This is a genomic window from Nocardiopsis prasina DSM 43845 (assembly GCF_000341265.1).
Lineage (GTDB): Bacteria > Actinomycetota > Actinomycetes > Streptosporangiales > Streptosporangiaceae > Nocardiopsis > Nocardiopsis prasina.
The window spans coordinates 1-21,481 of the sequence record NZ_ANAE01000203.1 but is presented as its reverse complement, the minus strand read 5'-3'; the positions used below and the strand labels follow the sequence as shown (position 1 = coordinate 21,481).

Genomic DNA, 21,481 nt, shown 5'->3' with positions numbered 1-21,481 from the left:
CCCCCGAGTGAACGGGGTGGTGCCCGGCCTCCGGGAGACCACCCCGTCACCCCGCTCCGTCGCGGGCCACGCGGCGATAATGGGGCCATGTTGTCCATCGGAGAGGCCGCCCGTCTTCTCGGAACGACCCCGCGCACGCTCCGCTTCTACCACTCCCGGGGCGTCGTCCCCGAGCCGGAGAGGGACGAACTGGGCCACCGGAGATACGACATCGCCACGCTCCACGCCCTCAAGTCCGTTCTCGCCCTCCGCGAGCTGGACCTTCCGCTGGACCGGTGCGCCGGGCTGGTCGGGGCCGACGGCACCGACCTCGGGGCCGCGCTGGAGAGATGGGAGGCGGAGATCGTCCGGCAACAGGAGCGGCTGGAGCAGCGGCGGTTGATGATCGCGCGGCTGCGGGAGGACGCCGGTCGACTCGGCCCGGGGAGCCCACTGGAACCCTGGTCGGCCTGGGTGGACGCGCTCACGGAGAGAGGCGTCGCCCCGGTCCTCGTCGAACAGGAGAGGACCGCGCTCCAGCTCATGTCGCTCGTCGGCGGGGCGCCCGACGATCCCGGTGCCGCCGGGGCCGACCCACGGGTGGGCCCGGCCATGGAGGCCTTCATGGAGCTGTCCCCGGAGACGGTGGAGTCGGCTAGGACGGAACGGCTGGTGGAGGACCTCGTCGACCTCGCGCGGCCGTTCGTGACGGACGCGGGCCCCACCGGCCCCGCCGACGGCCTCACATCGGAACTGCTCTCCTCCTTCACCCCGGCGCAGCGGCGCGTCCTGGGCAGGGTCGCGTCGCGCCTCTCGACCAGCACGGACTGATCCCCTCCCGTCCTCTCACCCACTTGGGTCGGGGCGGGTTCCTTTCCGGGACTTGTTCCTGGCGGGGCTCGGGGCCCTGTTCGCGCCGGGGAGCCCCGGCGCGGGTCCTCGTTTGACTCTCAAGCGGCTTGAGACCCGATAGTGGCGCTATGCACGACAACGACCTGTACCCGATCGGGGACGCCGCGCGTCGATCCGGTCTGAGCGTCAGCGCCATCCGGTTCTACTCGGACGCCGGGGTCATCGCCCCCACACGCCTGACCGAGGCGGGCTACCGGCTCTACGACCTTCACGCCATCGCCCGCCTGGAGTTCGTCCGGACCCTGCGCGAACTGGACGTGGGCCTGGAGGAGATCCGCCGGGTGCTTGGGGGCGAGTCGACCCTGCACGACCTCCTCACCGCCCATCTGGAGATCGTCGAACGCCAGGAGCGCGGCCTGCGCGCCAAAGGGGCCGTTCTGAGGACCCTGGTCCGGCAGGAGGGCACCGCCGCACAGGAGACGCTCCTGCGCACACTCGTCTCGATGTCCGACGAGGAGCGCGAACAGCTCATTGACGGGTTCTGGAACGAGGTCGGCGCGGACCTCGACGTGCCCGTCGGGTTCGTCGAACGGCTGAGGCAACTGCGGCCGCGGTTGCCACAGGACCCCAGCGCCGCCCAGCTCCAGGCCTGGGTCGAGCTGGCCGACCTAGTGCAGGACCGGGAGTTTCGCGACGCGGTCCGCGCCTACCTCCAGTTCACCTACACCACCGAGCCGGGGAGGCACTTCGCGGCAGCGCCGGTGCAGGAGTTCATGTACGAAACCGGGGTGCCGGTCATGGAGGACATCCTCCACCTCCAGCGTTCGGGAGCACCGGTGGAGTCCCCAAGGGCTCAGGAGGCGATCGCCCGCCTGGTCCGGGCCAGCTCGGCGCTCGGCGCGGAGCAGGGCCCCGGGGAGAGGGAGAGGATGGCCTCGTACTTCACCGCGATCATCGCGCTCCTGGACGAGGAGGGAGCGGTGCAGGACACCTGGTTCGACAGTACGCACGGCAGGTACGTGAGCCTGGTGGCGGTGATCAACGGGACCCCGCCCGTTGAGGAGGAGGACGAGCGACAGCTCCTGGCCTGGATGGTGGCGGCCCTGCGCGCTTCGGTCCCCGAGGGCTGAAGCGAGGGATGGTGTTGCTCGTCGCGGCCGCCCGCGCTTCGGGGGCCGCGACCGCTGAATCTCGTGGTCGTGCTCCTCGCCCCCGCCCCGGAGTCCCCTTGCCCTGACGCCGCGTCAGGGCGCCAGCATGGCTCTTCCGTGACTCCGACGGAAAGACGGACTCCGTGCTCCGCAATCCCCGGGTGGCCGCCCTCCTGCGGTGGCTGCCGTTCGTGATCATCGCCGCCAACCTCCTCCTCGTCCTCACCGGGGTGGTCGACCTGGCCCGGGCCGCGATCATCGTCGTCGTCCTGGAGGTGTGCCTGCTCGGGGTCGTCGTCGCGGAGTTCGCGGCGATCCGGATCGCCTACCGGAGGGCTCGTTCCCGTGGTGCCGGCCGGACCCAGGCCTTCATGGCGGGCCTGGACGCCTGCCTCCCGCCGAGCGTCGCCTTCGTCGTGAAGCAGGAGCTGCTGGTCACCCTGGCCCTGCCCCGTCTGTTGCGCCGGGAGTCGCGGGCCGAGGGCGTCACGTCGTTGCGCTGCGGTGGGCCCACCGCAGCCGTCGCCCTGTCCGTGTCGGCGCTGGCGCTGTCGGGCGCCGTGTTCGCTCTGCTGTTCACAGGCGGGCCGGGCTGGCTTCGTTGGGTGCTCTTCGCCGTCGCCGTCTACTCCCTCCTCTACGCGCTCGGTCTCTGGTCCCTCCACGGCAGGCAGAGCCATCTGGTGAGCGAGCGGTTCCTGCGGGTGCGTCATGGCGCGAACGCGGACTTCGCCTTTCCCACGAGTGAGGTGGTCTCCGCCAGGGTGTCCCGGAGCGCCCACCGGGGCGGCCCCGTCTCGGTGGACGAGGGCACGCTGACGGTCTCCGTGTTCGGCGGGACCAATGTCGTGGTCGACTTCGGTGGCCCGGTACCCGCGCGGTTCCTCGACCGCGAGGAGGAGCACGTGAGCGCCGTCCGCTTCCACGCCGACTCACCCGAGGAGGCCGTGCGGGTCCTGGTCGGTCACCTCGACCGCTCCCCCTGACTCGGGGAACCGGTGGCGGTTGTCCTCGCCAACGGCTACGCTCTGCCCTCAGCCGCGCCCCCCGCTCGACGCTCGGTGTCACCGCGGCTCCCGCTCCGCCGCCCCCTGTCCCCCAGAGACGGAGCACCACGATGTCCTACCCCAGTGGCCCCCAGCAGCCCTACGGCGACCAGCCCCATGGTCAGCAGCCGCCCTACGGGGATCCCCATCAGCCCTATGGCGGCCAGCAGCCCCCCTACGGCGACCAGCCCCACGGTCACCAGCCGCCCTACGGCGACCCCAACCAGCCCTACGGAGGCCAGCAGCCCCCCTACGGGCCCCCGCCCACGCCGCCCAAGCAGGGCATGTCCACCGGCAAGAAGGTCGGCTTCGGATGCGGGGGCTGCCTCGGGGTCCTCCTCTTCCTGGCGCTCATCGGCGGGTGCATGAGCCTGGTCAGCGGCGACGACGCAGCGGCCCCGCCCGCCGCGACCAGCTCCCCGGACACCGAGGAGGCCGCGGTCGAGGAGACTGAGGAGGCCGAGGAGGAGCCCGCGGAGGAGGTCACGGACGTCGTCCTGACCGCCTCCCTCGCGGGCACCGCCGGTGACGTGGTCGACGACACCGTCTACACGGTCATCGACGTCACCGTCGAGAACAACTCGGATGACACGCTTGAGGTCAACCCGCTCTACTTCAACGTGATCCTCGCCGACGGCACAGTCCGCTCCGACTGGGCGGACACGCTCTTCGCGGACATCGACAAGCTCTCCACGGTCTCCCTCGGCCCTGGTCAGCGCGTCGAGGGCCAGATCGCGGTGGTCGGCGACGACCTCGACATCGCGACCGTCGAGATGGCCGAGCTGTTCGGTCTCCAGGAGACCATCACGGCCGAGGTCAGCTAGGCCCACGAGGAACGCGGCCCCGGCCCGGCCCGTGCGCCGGTGTCCGGGGCCCTCCCCCGGGTACGGGGTGGTGCCCGCCAACGACTACGATGCGTCGTAGTTTGTTGTGGTCCGCTGACATGGGCGGACGTGCGGAGTACCCGAGCGGAGGCGGCGTGGTCGACTGGCTGACCATGACCATTCAGATGGTGTCGTTGGCGATGGCCGTGTGGTGTCTCGTCTCCACCTTCCGCGACCAGCCGATGCTCGTCCCCCACCTGGTGGGCATGGGTGTGCTGTGGCTGCTGGTGCTCGGGCAGGTCGGTGCGATCACCGTGGCGATGGTCGGCGGTGAACGCCCGGGTGAGACGGTCATGCTCGTCTCCTACCTCGCGACCGTCGCGCTGCTGCCGCCCGCCTGCGCCGTGTGGGGGTTCATGGAGCGCAGCAAGTGGGGTCCGGCCGTGATCGCCTTCGCCTGCCTCATCCTCCCCGTCCTCATGGTCCGCGTCGAGCAGCTGTGGAGTCCCGTTGTCTGAGGCGCCCGATCCCGTCGGCGACCGCACCCTGCGCACCGGCCCCGGCCGGCTCCTGGTGGCGGTGTACGCCGTGTTCGCACTCGCGGCGACCGCACGCGGCTCGTACCAGCTCGCCACCCGGTTCGACGAGGCCCCGCTGGCGTACGGGCTCTCCGTGCTCGCCGGGGTGATCTACCTGGTGGCGGCGGTCGGCCTGGCCCGCGCCGGGCGCACCTCGCGTCTGGTCGCGCTGGTGTCGGTGTCCGTGGAGATGATCGGGGTCCTCGTGGTGGGCGCGCTGAGCGTGCTGGCCGCCGGTGCGTTCCCGGACGACACGGTGTGGTCGCACTTCGGCAGCGGCTACCTGTTCATCCCGCTGGTCCTGCCGGTGCTGGGTCTGTGGTGGATCCTGCAGGTCCACCGCATGGACCTGGACGCGGCGCGCACCTAGACCGAGCGTCGGACTGTGGGGTCCGAGGCCCTGGTGGCCTCCGAGGGGCGGCACGATCGGTCGATCCGCACGTTCTTCCTGTTCGGCGATCCCGCCACCGACTTCTCCGCCGACCTGGCCTGGCTGGCGGCCGAGGTGGCCGCGGGGCGCCTGGACCCCGGGATCAGCCGACGCGCCCCGTGGACCGGCTACGACGAGGCGGCCCGGGCGCTGCTCGGCCGCCGCCTGCACGGCAAGGCGGTCCTGGACGTCGTGTAGCGGGACGGGCCCGTATTCCCATGGAGCGGCCCCGGCCGGTGGTGGGCGACGGGTGCGCAGCCGCACCACCGCCGTGCTCACGAGGAGCGCGGCGCACGGCAGGCCCAGGCCGGGGGATCACGGATGATCCCGCCTGGCTGGCGGCCCCTCGGGAACCAACCGCCTCAAACCCTCGCTTCCTGTGGTGAACCCGACCCGGGCGTCCAGGCATGGACCGGCCTCCTCCGGGCATGCCTGAGGCCTATGGAGGCACACACGCGAACGCGCCACCCCAGCCGGACGCCCCTCAACCGCGCGGCGGTGGGCGGCGCCCTCCTTCTCGTCACGGGCCTGTGGCTGACCCTCGTGGCCTGGAACGACTCAGTACCCGAACCCGCACGACACCGGATCTTCCTCTCCCTGTGGTTCATGGGCGTCGCCCTCCTGGCCGCCCGGCTGTTCCTCGACGGCCCGCCCGGTGCGGCGCCGCGCGTGTCACGGAGCGTGGTGACGTTCGCGATCGGTGTCGTAAGCGCGGCCTCGGTGGCCACCATGCCCTGGACGGACCTGGGCTCGGTGTTCTGGTACCAGCTGTGGTTCTCCGTCCCGCTCCTGACCGGACTGGCCTACGCGGCCTTCCGTCCCGGCACGGACCGCTCCACGCCCTAGGCTGGCGGCATGTCCGATCAGACACTGTCCCTGCCGGTGGCCGTCTCCGCCGCCTGGCTCCGTGACCACCGCGACGAGGTCGTGCTCGTCGACTCCCGCTGGTACCTCGACGGCCGCTCCGGCCGGGAGGCCCACCTGAACGGCCACATCCCCGGGGCCGTGCACGCCGACGTGGACACCGACCTCGCCGCGCCCGCCAGCGCCGAGGGAGGCCGCCACCCGCTTCCGGCCGCCGCCGACCTCGCCCGTTCCCTGGGCCGTCTCGGGATCGGCGACACCTCATCCGTGGTCGTGTACGACGACGCGAACGGCTCGGTGGCCGCGCGTCTGGTGTGGATGCTGCGAGTCCTGGGCACCTCCGCGGCCTTCCTGGACGGCGGCATCCAGGCCTGGACCGGCGACCTGGAAAAGGGCGAGGTGAACGCCGTGCCCGCGCACCGGACCGCGCTCCCCTGGCCGCCCGACCGCATCGTCGGCACCGAGGCCCTCCAGCGGGAACTGGCCGACCCCGACCGGCTCCTCCTCGACGCCCGCGTGCACGGCCGGTTCACCGGCGAGGAGCCCGCGCCGGTGGACGCCCGCGCCGGGCACATCCCCGGTGCGCGCAGCGCCGAGTGGCCCGCCAACCTGGGCCCGGACGGTCTGCTCGCTGCACCCGAGGTCCTGCGGGAGCGCTTCGCCGCCCTCGGCGCGGACTCGGCCGGTACGGTCACCGCCTACTGCGGCTCCGGGGTGACCGCCTGCCACGACCTCCTGGCGTTGGAGCACGCGGGGTTCACCAACACCCGCCTGTACCCGGGCTCGTGGAGCCGTTGGGGCGGCGACGACTCCCTCCCGCTGGAGACCGGCGACTCCCGGCCCTGACCCCGGCCTCCGCTCCCCATGACGGGGCCCGCGCCTCCCGCGCGGGCCCCGTCGTGGTGTCCGCGCAGGCCGTGGCGGCCCCGGCACGCTGCGTACGGGTCCCGCAGAAGGACCGAAAACCGCCTAGGCTGGTGGGGGACAACGGTCCGAATCATCCGGAACGTGCTGGTCCTGCAACCGCTGACACCCGCGAACGAGTTCCCCCCAACGCCCCCTTTCCCTGACCCGATCCGGCCAGGAGCGGAACCACAACACCCGAACCGGCGTCAGAACACACAGGACCGCCCGGCCCCGGGAACCCCCAAGACTGCTTCACCGCGAATCGAGGAACACTGGTGATCGAACTCCTCCTGCTACTGATTCTCATCGCCGGGATCGTGATCGGGGTCCTGATATACAAGCAGCGCTCGCAGGCGCAGAAGCAGGACACCCCTCCCCCGCCGCCCCAGGACCCCTTCGCCGCGTCCTCCACCACCGACACCGCCGGTGACCCGCGCGCCATCAAGGCGGGCGACATGATCGACTGGGGCCACGAGCGGACCTGGATTCGCGGCACCCTCCGCCTGTCCGAGGGCGGTTACGTCTGGTCCGAGCACTTCCTGGAGGTCGAGGGCGGCAAGCGCTGGCTCTCGGTCGAGGAGGACCCCGACGTCGAGCTGGCCCTGTGGACCGGCCGCCCGGACCTGACCATGGTCCCCCAGGGCAAGTCCATCGAGCTTGAGGGCGTCACCTACAAGCTCGAGGAGAAGGGCTCCGGCTCCTACCGCTCCGAGGGCACCACCGGTCTCAAGGCCGAGGGTGGCATGGACTACGCCGACTACGAGTCCGAGGACGGCCAGCTGCTCGCCTTCGAGCGCTTCGACCACGGGAGCTGGGAAGTCAGCACCGGAACCAAGGTCGCCCCCGGTACCTTCACGATCTTCCCCGGGAGCTGACACCCACATGCGCGCGAGCATCAGCGCCCCCTTCGTCGACACCAAGGCCGACGATCTGGTCTGGACCCTGAGCCACCCGCTGGTCGAACCCCTCGCGACCCGCACCGTCACGGTGTCGGGCAGAGAGGTCGAGCTGCGTGTGCTCGGCGCTTCACACCAGGTCGTCCTGCGCCCGGAGTCCGACGGCGGAGCGCTGGTGGAGACGGTCGCCTGCCTGCCGGGTTCCTCCGGCGGGCTTCCCGGTTACGCCGAGCACCCCCTGCCTGGGGTGGGCGACTACCGCTTCGACTCGATCGTCGAGTCGCTGCCCCGCGCCGAACTCACCCACCGGGTGGCGGAGATCCACGAAGCGACCTCCGACTCACCCGGTGGGCTCCTCGTCGCCTTCCCCGGTGATCCTCTGGCGATCACCGCGCTGCACCTGACCTCTGGCAGTGGGGCGTCCCTGCGCTGGCGTACCTGGCACGCCTACCCGCAGAGCGACGAGCTGGTGACGACGACCACGACCCTGACCCCCTAAGAGGAGGCCGACATGGCCACGACCACGACCCGGGGAGCCCGCGCTCCCAGACACAAGATCGCCGCGATCGGCGGGGCCACCGCCCTGCTGATCCTCCTCTCGGCCTGTTCCGGCGGCAGCAACAACGCCGACTGCGAGCCCAAGGCCGACCCCACCTCCAGTGCCACGAGCTCCACCAGCTCGACGGGCACCACGAACTCCGCGTCCGGTCCCACGCCGAGCCCCTCCCCGACCGATGAGTGCTCCAGCCGCAGCGGCGGCGGTGGCGGCGGGTTCTTCTTCTTCGGCGGCTTCGGCGGCGGTGGCGGGAACAACAACAACTCCAACTCCAACAGCGGCGGTAGCGGGAGCGACAGCCGCGGCGGAGGCTCGGGCTTCGGCAAGTAGTCCGCGTGTTCGGGGGGTCGGGCTGGCGTCCAGCCCGGCCCCCCGACGCACTTTCCCCACCCTCAAGTCCCTTCCTGAGAGAGCAGTACCTTGAGCGAGACCACGGCCCAAGCACGGCCCCGACTCCCGGTGCCGCCGCGCGCGGCCCGGTTCTTCGTTCTGCTGGCGGTGTTCATCTGCGCCGCCTGCGGCCTGGTGTACGAGCTGGCCCTCGTCGCGATCGGCAGTTACCTGCTCGGCGACACCATCACCCAGGCCTCCGTGGTCCTGTCCGTGATGGTGTTCGCCATGGGTGTGGGTTCGCTGTTGTCCAAGCGCTACCAGGCCCGTCCGGCGCTCTCGTTCGCCGTGGTCGAGGGGCTGTTGTCCCTGGTCGGCGGCCTCTCGGTCCTGCTGCTGTACGGGTCGTTCGCCTGGCTGTCCGCCTCCGCCTACCAGCCCACCCTGGTGCTGCTGGCGTTCGTGATCGGCACGCTGATCGGTATCGAGATCCCGCTGCTGATGACGCTGATCCAGCGCATCCGCAAGCAGGAGGCCTCCGAGGCGGTGGCCGACCTGTTCGCCGCCGACTACGTGGGCGGCCTCATCGGTGGTCTGGCCTTCCCGTTCCTGCTGCTCCCGCTGCTGGGGCTGCCCAAGGGCGCCCTGATGGTGGGTGTGCTGAACGCGGTGATCGGCGTGGCCGTGGTGCTGTGGCTGTTCCGCACGGACCTGACCCGGCTCGCGTACGTGGGGCTGACGGTCGGGCTGGCGTTCATCGTGACGGTGCTGGGCCTGGCCTACTACTTCGCCGAGAACTTCGAGGTGGACGCCCGCCAGGCCATGTACCGGGACCCGATCGCGCACGCGGAGCGCAGTGAGTACCAGGAGATCGTGCTCACCCAGTCCCTGGACGGCCGGGACGTGCGCATGTTCCTCAACGGCGACCTCCAGTTCTCCACCCTGGACGAGTACCGGTACCACGAGTCGCTGATCCACCCGGCGATGGACGGCGCCCGCGAGGACGTCCTGGTGCTCGGGGGCGGGGACGGCCTGGCCATCCGGGAGCTGCTGCGCTACGACGACGTCGAGTCGGTGACCCTGGTGGACCTGGACCCGGCCGTGATCGAGCTGGCGTCCACGGACCCGGTGATCCGCGACCTCAACGACGACTCCTTCCTGGACCCGCGTGTGGAGGTGGTCAACGCCGACGCCTTCCAGTGGCTGCGGGACAACCTGGCCAACTTCGACGTGGTCATCGCGGACCTGCCGGACGGCACGGACGTGGGCACCTCGAAGCTGTACACGATCGAGTTCTACTCGCTGTTGGAGCAGGCCCTGGAGCCGGGGGGCCGGGTGGTCGTGCAGGCCGGATCGCCGTTCTTCGCCCCGGACGCGTACTGGAGCGTGGGCCACTCGTTGGAGGAGGCCGGGCTGGCGGTGACCCCGTACAACGTGGACGTGCCCACCTTCGGGAACTGGGGTTTCTACCTGGGGGTGTCCGGTGCTGAGCCGGGCGGCGCCCCCGAACTGACCCTGCCGGAGGACGCCCCCGAGCTGCGTTTCCTGGACCAGGACCTGCTTGGCGCGGCGCTCGTGTTCCCCATCGACCGCCAGGAAGGCGAGGTGGAGGCGTCGACGATGATGCACCCGAAGATCATCGGTTACCACCAGGACCGCCAGGCCTGGCGCGGTTACTGACCGGTTCGGCCAACCCCGTTTTCTTCCCCGGAGCCCCCTGACGAAACTCCCTCCAGCAGGACCGGAAACTTGTAGCGGCTGATGTAGACATGCACGCTGCTCGCTGCTATCTTTTCTGCCATAGCCACTGAGACACACGGCTGGACCACCGGATACGCCGGTGGAGGGAAGGACGGCTCGACGGTGCGCACGTGCGTCAAGGCGCCGGGGGCCGGTAGGACCGCAGTAACGCAGTACCGTTTTTCGGCAGTACCGGGCTCCCGCTCGCACAGGGGAGGCCGCAGCAGGAGGAAGGACGCGGTAGGGCTCGACCGGCGCACTGTTGTTGGGTGCCGGGGGCCGGTAGGACCGCAGTCGAAAGCAGTGCACGAAGTGAGAACGAGAGGAGTAGATGCCATCAGGATCGCCCGAGCGAGGAGATGTTCCGCTCGGGTACCGCAGGCCCCGGTTCGGAAGAAGGTGGTCCACGGTCACACAACAGCGATCCCCGCGATCCCGACCCAGCTTGAACTCGGGATACGGAAGACCGGCAGCGGCCGGTAGGTGGTATTGAACTCTCGGGCCCCAGCGCCGTACGGCGCTGGGGCCCTCGACGTGCGTTCAGGAGAAGAAGGACACGCACTTGCCCCGTCCCGAGACCGGTCACCGGTTCGACGATGACGACTACCCCGCCTATACCGTGGGCGCCGCAGCGGAGATGATCGGCGCCACGCCGGCCTTCCTGCGCGCCCTGGGTCAGGCCAAACTGATCGAGCCACTGCGCTCGGAGGGCGGCCACCGCCGCTACTCCCGCTACCAGCTCAAGATCGCCTCCCGCGCTCGCGAACTCGTCGACGGGGGCACCCCGATCGAGTCCGCCTGCCGGATCATCATCCTTGAGGACCAGCTGGAGGAGGCCCTGCGCATCAACGAGCAACAGCGCGCCGCGGACCCGCCCAGCTGAGTGTGCCCGCTCTCCGCCGGTGTCCCCGCGCAGGCCCCCGCCCGTCAGGGCCGGGGTCTTTCCTTTTCCACGGGGTCTGCGCGACGAGAGTCCCTGACGCACCGGCTGACGGACCCGGACGGGGTCCTGCTCTGGCCCGGCGTCCTCCGACCGAGGTCCTCAGGGGAACACGGACCACCGCTGCCGCTGCGGCGGGCCCGGGGCGGCGCCGGTTCGTCGGCCCCTCCTGCTACAAGGGAACGGACCGCACGCTACGACCGTGAAGAGACCCCCTTGACACGCCCCACCCTGCCCCCGCCGCCCCACGACGAGACCGAGCGCGTGCCCGGCGCGCTGCTGGTCCGCGGCGACTGTGACGACCACGCCTGGAACGACGTGCTCGACCGTATGGGCGAACTGCCCGGCATGGTCGTCCACACCCCCGGAGAGCCCCTGCCCCCGGCGCGGGGGCCCATCCCCCGGCGCCTGTTCGTGGCCCAGGACCCCGCCTGGCGGGGCGCCGTCCCCGAGGAGGTGGCCCAGTCCCTGGGCAGCGAGGGCGCCTGGCTTCCCGACCTGGTCCTGATCGCCGACCGCGGCACCACCCGCGATCCCGCCCTGCGCCCGCTCATGGCCTTCCTCCCCAACGACGACGACCTCTACCGTTTCCGCGTCACGCCCCGCCAGGCGGCCATGACCTACCTGGTGATGCACCGCCCCGGCATCGAGGACACCCTGGAGCACCACAGGGACTGCGGCGCCGCCGAGGTCGAACTCGAACCCGGCGAGTCCTACGAGGACTGGTTGGACGGATCCGACGTGATGGGCGAAGTCCTGGAGACGGCGGCGTCCGCACCCCTCTACCGGGCTCCCGACGCGCCCCTGCCCGTGATCACCCAGGACAACTCGGGGCTGCTCGTGCGCACCGACTTCAGTGACGACCACGCCTGGGCCGCGCTCGCGGCGGACGCGGACCGCCTCGACCCTCGGACCGAGGCCCCCGAGGAATACAGCCCCTTCGTGCAGATCGTGGACGACCCGGCCTTCGCGGGGGCCACACCGGAACAGGTGATGGCGATCGTCCGCCAAAGCGAGGACGACGAGGAGCCGGGTGAGGAGGTGGTGGTGATCGCCGACCGGGCCTCCATGGACGGCCCCGACCGCACCGTCCTGGTCGTGCCCCTGGGAGAGAACGTCGGGTGGTCCTTCCGCCTGGGCCCGGACCAGGTGCGGAGCATGGTGGCCAACCTCTTCGTCGGCAACAACGACATCTCGGACTGGATGGAGCAGGGCTCGCCGGACGGACCGGCGGTCATGACGGAAAAGGAAAGACGATCCTGGCGGGGCTGGTGATCACCGTGGGGAGCAGCCATCACAGGAACCGGCTGAGCGCGGGTTCGCGTTCGGGAGTTTCTCGACCCCGGTGACCGCACGCGTTCGGCGCCCGTACCGGGGTACGGGCGCCGAACGCGTCTGACACCGCGCGGCCTGCGACTTGGGCCAGTGGGCGGCCACGCGGTGGGTACCGGGGAGGTGGGGCGGACCGCGGGAGGGGTCCGGTCACCTTCGTCGGCCCCCTGCGGCCCGATGCCCATCCTCGCCCCCGGTCGGGCGGGCGGCGCGCACGCCACGCCGCCCTCATCGCCCCACATGACAACCCTTGGTACAGACTTTCCGATCCTTGCCGGAAACGGCCGTTTTCCGGCCGGGTGTGCGGGAGTGCCCGGATCGGCCTCGGGGCCCGGCCGCGGGCCGCCGCTCAGCTGTCGAAGCCCATCCCCACGGAGTCCAGTCCGCGCAGCCACAGGTTGCGCCGTCCCTCGTCGCGGTCGGCGGCGGCGGTGGCCCTGAGGGTGAGTTCGATGCCCAGCGACCTGACCGGCTCGGGCGGGAACGGAAGGGGCTTCTCCCGAACCATCCGCAGCCGTGTGCGCTCGGTGTCCAGCCCGTCGAGCCGGTCCAGCATCACCTGGGCGCCGAACCGGGTGGCCCCCACTCCCAGGCCGGTGTACCCCGCCGCGTAGGCGAGTCGGCCGCCGTAGGCCTCGCCGAAGAACACCGAGAAGCGGCTGCACGTGTCGATCACCCCGCCCCACGTGTGCCCGAACCGGATACCGCTCAGCTGCGGGAAGGTCTCCAGGAAGTGCTCGGCCAGCTTCTGGAAGGTCTCGGGCCGCTGGTCGTACTCGGGTCGCACCTTCCCGCCGTAGTGGTGGACGACGTCGTAGCCGCCCCACAGGATGCGGTTGTCCGCGGTGAGCCGGTAGTAGTGGAAGAGGTTGGCGGAGTCGGAGAGCCCCTGGCGCCCCTTCCAGCCGATCGACGCCATCTGTTCGTCGGTGAGGGGTTCGGTCATCAGCGCGTAGTCGTAGACCGGGGCGAGGTAGTGCCGCAGGCGCCGCAGCGGGCCGGGGAACGCGCCGCCGCCCCAGGCCGCCTTGGGCGCGTGCAGCGTCCCGCTCCGCGCTTCCAGCCGTAGCCCGGCGGGCACGGAGCGGATGGCGCGCACCGGGGTGTTCTCGAAGAACCGCACGCCCAGCCCCTCGCAGGCGGAGCGCAGGCCCCAGGCGAGCTTGGCGGGGTGGATCATTGCCACGCCGTCGGGGTCGTGGAGGCCGCCCACGTAGGTGGGTGAGTCGATGTGCCGCCGCGTCTCCTCGGCGTCCCACACGTGCGCGGTGCGGCCCTGGGCGCGGATGGCCTCGGCCGCCTCCTCGAACTCCGCGGCCTGCCAGGGGGCGGTGGCCACGAGGGTCTCGCCGGTGCGCTCGAACTCGCAGTCGATGCCGTACCGCCGGACGGTCTCCTCGATGGCGTCGAGGTTGGCCAGGCCCTGGCGTTCGAGTTCGTCGATCTCCTCGGGCCAGCGCTCGGCGCCGTTCTCGTAGCCGTGGGTGAGGCTGGCCGCGCAGAACCCGCCGTTGCGCCCGGAGGCGGCCCAGCCGGTGCTGCGGGCCTCCACCACCACGACGTCGCGCTCGGGGTCGCGTTCCTTGGCGACGAGGGCCGTCCACAGTCCGCTGAACCCGGCGCCGACCACGACGAGGTCGGCGTGGACGTCGCCCACCAGCCGCGGGGCGGGTTCGGGGACCTCGTGTCCGGGGACGTCCGGGTCCAGCCAGAAGACCCGGGGACGGGCGCCCTCCAGGGCCCGTTCCGCTGCGGCGCGCGTGGTGTCGGCCAAGGCTCTCACTCGTCTCTCGTCGTCGGACCGGCCGCCGGGGATTCGGCGGCCGGTTCCTCCAGCATGGTGTGCGCGGGTCCGGTCGCGGCTCACCTTCGTCGGCGGGCCATGACGACGTTGACCACCGCCATGATCAGCCCGACCCCGAACAGTAGGGTGCCCATGACGTTGACCTGCGGCGGGATGCCGACGCGGGTCGAGCCCCAGACCCACAGCGGGAACGTGGTGACGTCGCCGCTCACGAAGGTGGTGATGATGTAGTCGTCGATGGACAGCGCGAAGGCCAGCAGCCCGCCCGCCATGATGGCGGGGAACAGCATGGGCAGGGTGACCAGGCGGAACGTGGTGAGGGGACCGGCGCCGAGGTCGCGTGCGGCCTCCTCCAGCGCCGGGTCCAGGGTGACCACCCGCGCCCGCACGGTGATGGCCACGAAGGACACGCAGAACATCACGTGCGCGATGACGGTGGTCCAGTAGCCGGTGGTCACGTTCATCATCAGGAACGTGGACAACAGGGCGGCGCCGAGCACCACCTCGGGGGCGCTGATCGCGGAGAACATCACCAGGTTGGTGAGCTGCTTGCCCCGGAACGAGAACCGGCCGAGGGCGAGCCCGAGCAGGCTGCCGAGGGCGCCCGCGATCACCATGCTCAGCAGGGCGATGCTCACCGAGTTGAACATGGCCTCGTTGAGCGTGCCGTGCGCGAAGGCGTTGGCGTACCAGTGCAGGGTGAATCCCTGCCAGGTGATGTTGTGCTTTCCGGCGGGGTCGTTGAAGCTGAACGCCACCATGAACACGATGGGCGTGAACAGCCAGGCCAGGACCAGCCAGGTGTAGTAGCGGCCCCAGTCGGTGCGGCGGCGCGGGCGGGGGCCCGGGTCGGTCGTCGCGCCCGGGGGCGGCGGGGCGGGGGTGTCGAGGCTGGCGCTCATCACGTGTGCACCTCCATGACCCGTTCCGTGCCCAGGGCCCGCGCGTAGCTGAAGATGCCCACGAGCAGCAGCCCCATGAGGACGAAGGTGATCGACGCGGCGATCGGGTAGTTGTTGTTCACCAGGTACTGGGTCTGGATGACGTTGCCGATCATCGTGTTGTGGGTGCCGCCCAGCACGGAGGCGTTGACGTAGTCGGCGCTCGTGGGGATGAAGGTCATCAGCACGCCGGCGAACACCCCGGGCAGGGACACCGGCAGGATGACGCGCACGAACGCCTGGACGCGACCCGCGTAGAGGTCGTGCGCGGCCTCGACCAGGCGCGGGTCCATGCGTTCGAGGACGGCGTAGATCGGCAGCACCATGAACGGCAGGAAGTTGTAGGCCAGGCCCAGCACCACAGCGGGGGCGGAGTTGAGGACCTGGGCGTCGGCGGGGAGCATCCCCACCGACTTCAGGGTTCCGAGGACGACGCCGTTGTCGGCCAGCAGGAACCGCCAGGAGATGGTGCGCAGCACGAAGGACACGAAGAACGGCAGCAGGATGAGCAGCAGGTACGTGGACTTGTGCGGCCCGGCGCGGAAGGCGATCCAGTAGGCCATGGGGTAGCCCACCACGATGCACACCAGGGTGGCGCAGCCGCCGTAGAACAGGGAGCGCAGGATCTGCTCCCAGTACGTGCCGACGGCGTTGACGTAGTTGCCCACCTCGAAGGTCTGCTGGAAGCCGGTGACCACGTTTCCGGTGGTCAGGGACAGCGACAGCATCCCGCCGATGGGGACCACGAAGAACAGCGCCAGCCAGATCCACGCCGGGAGCACCAGGACGTAGGGCGTCGTCGTTCGGTTTCTCATGGGATCAGCTCGGGTTCGGTCGAGCGGTCAGCTCTGGGTGATGGCCTGGAAGATCGAGGCGAACTCGTCCTGCTGGTCGGTCTCCAGGGTGACGAAGTTGTGCAGGTTCTGGTAGTCGCCCTCCTCGGGGAAGACGAGGTTGCTCTCGGCCATGGCGTCGAGGGCCTCGCCCCGGTCGCTGCCGTCCTCGGCCTCGGCCCACTCGGCCATGACCTCCTGGGCGTGCGGCACGGGCGGGATGTAGCTGATGTACTCGGTGAGACCGGTGGCGATCTCCGGTTCGTACAGGAAGTCCATGAGCTTGAGGGCGTCGACGGGTGCCTGCGAGGTGAAGGGGATCAGCAGGTTGTCCGTCCACAGGGTGGCGCCCTCCTCCGGGATGACGAACCTGAGGTTGGTGCCCTCCTCGGAGTTCTGCTGGTAGATGTCGCCGGACCAGGCCATGGTGATCCACAGGTCGCCGTTGGTCAGCGGCTGGATGAAGTCCTGGTCGTAGTAGGCGCGCACCACCCCGGAGTCGCGCTGTTCGCGGAGCTTCTCGGCGGCGGCCTCCCAGTCCTCCTTGGTGGAGTCGGCGGGCAGGACCCCGTTGGCCAGGAGTCCGAAGTTGGCGATCTCCTGCGGGTCGGCGAACATGCCGACCTTGCCCTCGAAGGCGGGGTCCCACAGGTCCTGGAGGCTGGTGATCTCGCGGTCGACGTACTCGGGGTTGTAGGCGATCCCGGTGATGCCGGAGGCGTAGGGGACGCTGTACCGGTTGCCGGGGTCGTAGTTGCTGTTCTTGTACACCTCGCCCGCGTAGTTGGCGAAGTTGGGCATCTGGGCGTGGTCGAGCTGGACCAGGTAGCCGAGTTCCACGAGCTTGCTGAACTCGAACCCGTTGGGCACGGTCATGAGGTCGTAGCCGATGTCGTCGCCGTTGGCGAGGCGCGGCTGGATCTGCCCGAAGAAGGACGCCGCCTCCTGGACGTCCTCGTGGTAGGCCACGTCGATGCCGGTGGACTCCTTGAACTGCTCCAGCTGGGTGCGGTCCGGGTCCATGTACAGCGGCCAGTTGGCCCAGCGCAGCGATCCGGTCTCCTCCTTGTCCACCCAATAGTCGGCGCCGGACTCGGGTTCGCGCTGCTGTCCGCCCACCCCGCAGCCGGACAGGGCGAGCGCCGCGGCGGCGGCGCCACCGGCCTGGAGGGTGCGGCGACGGGTCGGGCCGAGCGGCGCGGGCAGGACGGGGCGTCCGCGCCGGGCCCGGGTGAGTCCGCGCAGGAGTGCCGGGGTCAGGTGCGCGCGGGAGGGGTGGGTCATGTCGTCGTTCCCTACTTCGGATCTGGGGTGTGCCGTGAGTGCGGGAGGCCGGTGAGCGGGGAGGGCCAGGTGGGGGGTGGAGCCTGTGGAGTCGTGTGTGGACGCTGGGTGATGCTGGTGTGGTTCGCGGTGCCCGGGTGTCGGGTGGCCCCGGAGCCTGGGTTGACCCGAGTGTCAGGTGGTCCGAGCGTCGGACCGGGCTGGGGAGTCAGGTGGGGTGCGGGCTGGCCCCGGGGCCTGGTGTGGCCCGGGGTTGGTGTGGGCTCAGAAGGGCAGCGCGTACGAGTGGCGCGGTGACCAGGAGACCCAGACGGGGTCGCCGCGCCCGGCCACCAGGGCGGAGTCCGTGGAGTTCTGCTGGTAGACGGTCATCTCCGAGCCGTTCGCCAGCGCCACCTGGTAGTGCGTGGCCGCGCCCATGTAGACGGTCTCGGTGACGGTGCCGGGCAGAGCGCAGAGGTCGCCCTCGGGGCGTTCGGTGCCGATCCGCACCTTCTCCGGGCGCACGGTCAGGTGGGTGGACGCGCCCGCCGAGGTCCCCCTGGGGAGTTCCGCCACCAGCGCGGTGAGGCCCTGGCCGAGGTCGACCCGGTGGTGCCCGGCCGGGTCGGCGTCACCGACGGTCCCGGTGAGCAGGTTGCTGGTGCCGATGAAGTCGGCCACGAACATGGTGGCGGGGCGCTCGTAGATCTCGGCGGGGGTGCCGAGCTGTTCCACGAGGCCGTTGTTCATCACGGCGACCCGGTCCGACATGGTCAGGGCCTCGCCCTGGTCGTGGGTGACGTAGACGAAGGTGATGCCGACCTCGCGTTGGATGCGCTTGAGTTCGACCTGCATGGACTGGCGGAGCTTGAGGTCCAGGGCGCCCAGGGGCTCGTCGAGCAGGAGGGCGCCGGGCTCGTTGACCAGCGCCCGCGCCAGGGCGACCCGCTGTTGCTGTCCCCCGGAGAGCTGCGCCGGGCGGTGCTTGGCGCGGTGGCCGAGTTCGACCAGCTCCAGCATCTCCTCCACCCTGCGGCGGATCTCCTGCTTGGCGACCTTCCGGCGTTCCAGGCCGAAGGCGACGTTGGCGGCGACGCTCATGTGCGGGAAGAGCGCGTAGCTCTGGAACACCATGTTGACGTCGCGGTGGTTGGCCGCGACCCCGGTGACGTCGCGGCCGGAGAGGCGCACGACCCCCTCGGTGGGTTCCTCGAACCCGGCGATCATCCGCATCGTGGTGGTCTTGCCGCATCCGGAGGGGCCCAGCAGCGAGAAGAACTCGCCGTGGTCGATCTCCAGGTCGACGCCGCCGACGGCCCGGACGGTCTCCGGGCCGGACCGGTAGGCCTTGACCACGCGCTCAAGGCTGATCGCCGGGCCGGGCCGTTCCGGGGCCGTCACCGGCTCCTGTGTACTGCTGTTCGCGGTGGTGACCATGGGGGGTTCCTGTGGGTTCTGTCGGGTTCGGGGGCTGGTCGGCCCCGGTCAGGGACCGATGTAGCTCATGACGTGCTTGACCCGGGTGTACTCCTCGAACGAGTACGTGGACAGGTCCTTGCCGTAGCCGGAGTGCTTGAACCCGCCGTGCGGCATCTCCGCCGTGATGGGGATGTGGGTGTTGATCCACACGCAGCCGAAGTCGAGGCGGCGCGAGACCCTCAGGGCGCGGGCGTGGTCCCGGGTCCACACGCTGGAGGCCAGGCCGTACTCCACCGCGTTGGCCCAGGCCACGGCGGTGTCCTCGTCGGTGAAGCGCTGGACGGTCAGGACGGGGCCGAAGATCTCGTCGGTGACCAGTTCGTCGCCCTGGCGCAGCCCGGAGACGACCGTGGGCGCGTAGAAGAAGCCCTCGTCCCCCACGCGGGCGCCGCCGGTGAGGATCTCCGCGTGGTCGGGGGTGCGCTCCAGGAACCCGGTGACGCGGGCGAGCTGGTCGGCGTTGTTGACGGGGCCGTAGGCGGCGTCGGGGCGGTCCGGCCCGGCGGTGACGGTGCCGCGCGCCTGCTCGGTGAGGGCGGCGGCGAGGTCGTCGTGGATGCCGGGGGCGGCGAGGATGCGGGTGGCCGCCGTGCAGTCCTGGCCCGCGTTGAAGAACCCGGCCTCGGCGATCCCCTCTGCGGCGCGTTCCACGTCGGCGTCGTCGAAGACGATCACGGGCGCCTTGCCGCCGAGTTCGAGGTGGAGGCGCTTGAGGTCGCGCGATCCGGCCTGGGCGACCTCGTATCCGGCACGGGTGGAGCCGGTGAGGGAGATCAGCGCGGGGACGGGGTGGTCGACGAGGGCGCGGCCGGTGTCGCGGTCGCCGCAGACCACGTTGAACACTCCGGCGGGGAGGAACTCGGCGGCGATCTCCGCGAGCAGGAGCGTGGAGACCGGGGTGGTGTCCGAGGGCTTGAGCACGATCGTGTTCCCGGCGGCCAGGGCCGGGCCGATCTTCCAGGCCGCCATCGCCATGGGGTAGTTCCACGGGGTGATCTGGCCGACCACGCCGAGGGGTTCGCGCCGGACCCAGGAGGTGTGGTCGCGCAGGTACTCCCCCGCCGCCCGGCCCTCCAGGTTGCGGGTGGCTCCGGCGAAGAACCGCAGGGCGTCCAGGACCTGCCCGATCTCCTCGGTCCGGGTGAGGCCGACGGGCTTGCCGCAGTTGCGGACCTCCGCGGCGACGAGTTCGTCGGCGCGGGACTCGACGGCGTCGGCGAACCGGTTGAGCGCGATCTGCCGTTCGGCCGGGGTCCAGTCCCGCCAGCCGCCTTCGAAGGCGCGACGCGCGGCCTGGAAGGCGGCGTCGACGTCCTCGGCTCCCGAGACCGGCGCGGTGGCGAAGACCCGTCCCGTGGCGGGGTCGACGAGTTCGCTGCGGCGCCCCTCGACGGTGTCGGCGTACGCGCCGTCCACGAAGTTGCGCAGGTGGACGGTTTCGGGCCCTTGGGTCACGGCGGCCTCCCTGGGTTCGAGCGCAGCGGGCGCGCGGGTGTGTGTGGCCTGTGACTGGTCACATTGCCACCCTCACGGGGCGACTTCAAGCATTCCCAAGGGATTCCGTTGTGAAGATTGGATTACTCGACGGAATACTTGACAGACCCCCGGCAGATGCGACTATTTCTATTGAGCAGGGCGCACAGGGTCGAGTAGGCGGCGCGGGGTGTGCGCGGTGCCCGAACCTCGGTCCGGTGCCTGCCCCCTCATCACCCAGAGAACTTGGAGAGCCGAGTGGAACCGCGTCTGAACTCCGAGAACCTGCAACGGGCCGCCCGGGACCACCTGTGGATGCACTTCACCGAGATGGCCGCCTACGACGAAGCCGACGTCCCGGTGATCACCCGGGGCGAGGGCGAGTACGTCTACGACGACCACGGCAACCGGTACCTGGACGGCCTGTCCGGGCTGTTCGTGTCCCAGGTGGGCCACGGGCGCACGGAGATCGCCGACGCCATCGCCGAGCAGGCCCGTGAGCTGGCCTATTTCCCGATCTGGACCTACGCGCACCCGAGGGCGGTGGAGCTGGCCGACCGGCTGGCCGGGCTGGCCCCGGGCGACCTCAACCGGGTGTTCTTCACGGGTGGCGGTTCCGAGGCGGTGGAGTCGGCGTGGAAGCTGGCCCGCCAGTACTTCAAGGCGATCGGCCAGCCCACCCGGCACAAGGTGATCAGCCGCAACATCGCCTACCACGGCACCAGCTTGGGGGCGCTGTCCATCACCGGCCTCCAGGCCATCAAGAGCACCTTCGAACCCCTGGTCCCCAGCACCATCCAGGTGCCCAACACCAACCTGTACCGGGCGCCCGTGCACGGCGACGATCCGGAGGCCTTCGGCCGCTGGGCGGCGGACCAGATCGAGGAGGCCATCCTCCAGAACGACCCCGAGACGATCGCGGCCGTGTACGTCGAGCCGGTGCAGAACTCGGGCGGCTGCTTCCCGCCGCCGCCCGGCTACCTCCAGCGGGTGCGGGAGATCTGCGACCGCCACGGGGTGCTCATGGTCTCCGACGAGGTCATCTGCGCCTTCGGGCGGCTGGGCGAGTACTTCGGGGCCACGAAGTACGGCTACCTGCCGGACATGATCACCTTCGCCAAGGGCGCCACCAGCGGGTACGTGCCGCTGGGCGGGCTGATCGCGCGGGACAAGCTGATGGAGCCCTTCCAGGAGGAGGGCGCGGCCTTCCTGCACGGGATCACCTTCGCCGGGCACCCCGTGGCAGCCGCCGCCGCGCTGG

22 protein-coding genes are annotated in these 21,481 nt (G+C 70.7%); 16 read left to right on the top strand and 6 right to left on the bottom strand.

Features of this window, described 5'->3' with window-relative positions; translation table 11 throughout:
- The first annotated feature begins 87 nt into the window (after positions 1-87).
- The 15 genes from D452_RS0124800 to D452_RS0124730 all read left to right on the top strand — a co-directional run bounded on the left by D452_RS0124800 (position 88) and on the right by D452_RS0124730 (position 12,367).
- Positions 88-810, top strand: coding sequence for a MerR family transcriptional regulator (locus tag D452_RS0124800; protein ID WP_017546830.1), 723 nt, complete (start codon positions 88-90; stop codon positions 808-810).
- 149 nt (positions 811-959) lie between these two features.
- Positions 960-1,961 (top strand): MerR family transcriptional regulator, encoded by a 1,002-nt coding sequence (locus D452_RS0124795; protein WP_017546829.1) that lies wholly within the window; start codon positions 960-962, stop codon positions 1,959-1,961.
- 164 nt (positions 1,962-2,125) lie between these two features.
- On the top strand, positions 2,126-2,968 hold the full coding sequence (locus D452_RS0124790) for a hypothetical protein (protein ID WP_017546828.1): 843 nt from the start codon (positions 2,126-2,128) through the stop codon (positions 2,966-2,968).
- 131 nt (positions 2,969-3,099) lie between these two features.
- Complete coding sequence (locus tag D452_RS0124785; RefSeq protein WP_017546827.1) at positions 3,100-3,852, top strand: DUF4352 domain-containing protein; 753 nt, start codon at positions 3,100-3,102, stop codon at positions 3,850-3,852.
- Between the two features lie 155 nt (positions 3,853-4,007).
- A complete protein-coding gene (locus D452_RS0124780; protein WP_026129655.1) occupies positions 4,008-4,370 on the top strand; it encodes a cyclin family protein in 363 nt (120 codons plus the stop codon).
- The gene (locus D452_RS0124775; protein ID WP_017546825.1) at positions 4,363-4,800 is read left to right on the top strand and encodes a hypothetical protein; all 438 of its coding nucleotides are present in this window, start codon (positions 4,363-4,365) and stop codon (positions 4,798-4,800) included. Before D452_RS0124780 ends, D452_RS0124775 begins: the two co-directional genes overlap by 8 nt.
- Before the next feature lie 15 nt (positions 4,801-4,815).
- Positions 4,816-5,058, top strand: coding sequence for an MDR/zinc-dependent alcohol dehydrogenase-like family protein (locus D452_RS0124770; RefSeq protein WP_017546824.1), 243 nt, complete (start codon positions 4,816-4,818; stop codon positions 5,056-5,058).
- A 243-nt stretch (positions 5,059-5,301) separates the two neighbouring features.
- Positions 5,302-5,706, top strand: a complete 405-nt coding sequence (locus tag D452_RS0124765) for a hypothetical protein (protein WP_017546823.1) — start codon at positions 5,302-5,304, stop codon at positions 5,704-5,706.
- Between the two features lie 9 nt (positions 5,707-5,715).
- On the top strand, positions 5,716-6,570 hold the full coding sequence (locus tag D452_RS0124760) for a sulfurtransferase (protein WP_017546822.1): 855 nt from the start codon (positions 5,716-5,718) through the stop codon (positions 6,568-6,570).
- 335 nt (positions 6,571-6,905) lie between these two features.
- Positions 6,906-7,505, top strand: coding sequence for a DUF4178 domain-containing protein (locus D452_RS0124755; protein WP_017546821.1), 600 nt, complete (start codon positions 6,906-6,908; stop codon positions 7,503-7,505).
- Positions 7,506-7,512: 7 nt separating this feature from the next.
- Positions 7,513-8,025 carry a DUF2617 family protein gene (locus D452_RS0124750; RefSeq protein ID WP_017546820.1) on the top strand — a complete coding sequence of 171 codons (513 nt, stop codon included), beginning with the start codon at positions 7,513-7,515 and terminating at the stop codon, positions 8,023-8,025.
- Between the two features lie 12 nt (positions 8,026-8,037).
- A complete protein-coding gene (locus D452_RS0124745; protein ID WP_017546819.1) occupies positions 8,038-8,412 on the top strand; it encodes a hypothetical protein in 375 nt (124 codons plus the stop codon).
- A 90-nt stretch (positions 8,413-8,502) separates the two neighbouring features.
- Entirely contained in the window at positions 8,503-10,092 is a 1,590-nt protein-coding gene (locus D452_RS0124740) for a polyamine aminopropyltransferase (protein ID WP_026129654.1), read from the top strand.
- A gap of 622 nt (positions 10,093-10,714) precedes the next feature.
- Entirely contained in the window at positions 10,715-11,035 is a 321-nt protein-coding gene (locus tag D452_RS0124735; protein WP_017546817.1) for a MerR family transcriptional regulator, read from the top strand.
- A gap of 273 nt (positions 11,036-11,308) precedes the next feature.
- The gene (locus D452_RS0124730) at positions 11,309-12,367 is read left to right on the top strand and encodes a DUF6924 domain-containing protein (protein WP_017546816.1); all 1,059 of its coding nucleotides are present in this window, start codon (positions 11,309-11,311) and stop codon (positions 12,365-12,367) included.
- A 406-nt stretch (positions 12,368-12,773) separates the two neighbouring features.
- On the opposite strand, the gene D452_RS0124725 is transcribed toward D452_RS0124730, so the two are convergent.
- The 6 genes from D452_RS0124725 to D452_RS0124700 all read right to left on the bottom strand — a co-directional run bounded on the left by D452_RS0124725 (position 12,774) and on the right by D452_RS0124700 (position 20,202).
- Positions 12,774-14,198, bottom strand: coding sequence for an NAD(P)/FAD-dependent oxidoreductase (locus D452_RS0124725; RefSeq protein WP_017546815.1), 1,425 nt, complete (start codon positions 14,196-14,198; stop codon positions 12,774-12,776).
- A gap of 89 nt (positions 14,199-14,287) precedes the next feature.
- On the bottom strand, positions 14,288-15,130 hold the full coding sequence (locus D452_RS0124720; protein WP_017546814.1) for an ABC transporter permease: 843 nt from the start codon (positions 15,128-15,130) through the stop codon (positions 14,288-14,290).
- On the bottom strand, positions 15,130-15,984 hold the full coding sequence (locus D452_RS0124715) for an ABC transporter permease (protein WP_017546813.1): 855 nt from the start codon (positions 15,982-15,984) through the stop codon (positions 15,130-15,132). Before D452_RS0124715 ends, D452_RS0124720 begins: the two co-directional genes overlap by 1 nt.
- Before the next feature lie 27 nt (positions 15,985-16,011).
- Positions 16,012-17,286: an ABC transporter substrate-binding protein gene (locus D452_RS0124710; RefSeq protein WP_017546812.1), complete on the bottom strand. Its 1,275-nt coding sequence runs from the start codon at positions 17,284-17,286 to the stop codon at positions 16,012-16,014.
- Positions 17,287-17,550: 264 nt separating this feature from the next.
- Positions 17,551-18,705 (bottom strand): ABC transporter ATP-binding protein, encoded by a 1,155-nt coding sequence (locus D452_RS0124705; protein ID WP_017546811.1) that lies wholly within the window; start codon positions 18,703-18,705, stop codon positions 17,551-17,553.
- A gap of 48 nt (positions 18,706-18,753) precedes the next feature.
- Complete coding sequence (locus D452_RS0124700; RefSeq protein ID WP_017546810.1) at positions 18,754-20,202, bottom strand: gamma-aminobutyraldehyde dehydrogenase; 1,449 nt, start codon at positions 20,200-20,202, stop codon at positions 18,754-18,756.
- A gap of 276 nt (positions 20,203-20,478) precedes the next feature.
- Between D452_RS0124700 and D452_RS0124695 the strand changes: the two genes are divergently transcribed.
- On the top strand, positions 20,479-21,481 hold a 1,003-nt coding region (locus D452_RS0124695), incomplete at its 3' end, for an aspartate aminotransferase family protein (RefSeq protein ID WP_017546809.1).